Genomic DNA, 1,442 nt, shown 5'->3' on the forward strand with positions numbered 1-1,442 from the left:
TTTTTCGGTGCAAGATGAGCTCGCGGCCTATCAGCTTGTTGGTGGGGTAATGGCCTACCAAGGCGTCGACGGGTAGCCGGCCTGAGAGGGTGTACGGCCACATTGGGACTGAGATACGGCCCAGACTCCTACGGGAGGCAGCAGTGGGGAATATTGCACAATGGGCGGAAGCCTGATGCAGCGACGCCGCGTGGGGGATGACGGCCTTCGGGTTGTAAACTCCTTTCGACAGGGACGAAGCGCAAGTGACGGTACCTGTATAAGAAGCACCGGCTAACTACGTGCCAGCAGCCGCGGTAATACGTAGGGTGCGAGCGTTGTCCGGAATTACTGGGCGTAAAGAGCTCGTAGGTGGTTTGTCGCGTCGTCTGTGAAATTCCGGGGCTTAACTTCGGGCGTGCAGGCGATACGGGCATAACTTGAGTGCTGTAGGGGAGACTGGAATTCCTGGTGTAGCGGTGAAATGCGCAGATATCAGGAGGAACACCGATGGCGAAGGCAGGTCTCTGGGCAGTTACTGACGCTGAGGAGCGAAAGCATGGGTAGCAAACAGGATTAGATACCCTGGTAGTCCATGCCGTAAACGGTGGGCGCTAGGTGTAGGGGGCTTCCACGTCTTCTGTGCCGTAGCTAACGCATTAAGCGCCCCGCCTGGGGAGTACGGCCGCAAGGCTAAAACTCAAAGGAATTGACGGGGGCCCGCACAAGCGGCGGAGCATGTGGATTAATTCGATGCAACGCGAAGAACCTTACCTGGGCTTGACATACACCAGATTGCTGCAGAGATGTAGTGTCCCTTGTGGTTGGTGTACAGGTGGTGCATGGTTGTCGTCAGCTCGTGTCGTGAGATGTTGGGTTAAGTCCCGCAACGAGCGCAACCCTTGTCTTATGTTGCCAGCATTTGGTTGGGGACTCATGAGAGACTGCCGGGGTTAACTCGGAGGAAGGTGGGGATGACGTCAAATCATCATGCCCCTTATGTCCAGGGCTTCACACATGCTACAATGGTCGGTACAACGCGCAGCGACACTGTGAGGTGGAGCGAATCGCTGAAAGCCGGCCTTAGTTCGGATTGGGGTCTGCAACTCGACCCCATGAAGTCGGAGTCGCTAGTAATCGCAGATCAGCAATGCTGCGGTGAATACGTTCCCGGGCCTTGTACACACCGCCCGTCACGTCATGAAAGTTGGTAACACCCGAAGCCAGTGGCCTAAACTTGTTAGGGAGCTGTCGAAGGTGGGATCGGCGATTGGGACGAAGTCGTAACAAGGTACCCGTACCGGAAGGTGCGGGTGGATCACCTCCTTTCTAAGGAGCTTTATTGTGGCACCAGTTGGTGTCTTTAAGCATGTGAGTGTTTTCATGTGCGTGGTGGTTGAGTGAACGATTGTTTTGCTGCCACCGTATTGTTAATCGGGTGGAGATACATCTTAACCAGAATG

Annotated in this window: 1 rRNA gene; it reads left to right on the plus strand. The window is 55.2% G+C overall.

Annotated elements, in window-relative coordinates:
- A 16S ribosomal RNA gene (locus HMPREF2896_RS12065) occupies nucleotides 1-1,308 on the plus strand; the annotation flags it as partial.
- Nucleotides 1,309-1,442 lie beyond the last annotated feature (134 nt).

The sequence above is a fragment of the Corynebacterium sp. HMSC069E04 genome (assembly GCF_001813175.1).
Taxonomy (GTDB): Bacteria; Actinomycetota; Actinomycetes; order Mycobacteriales; family Mycobacteriaceae; genus Corynebacterium; species Corynebacterium aurimucosum.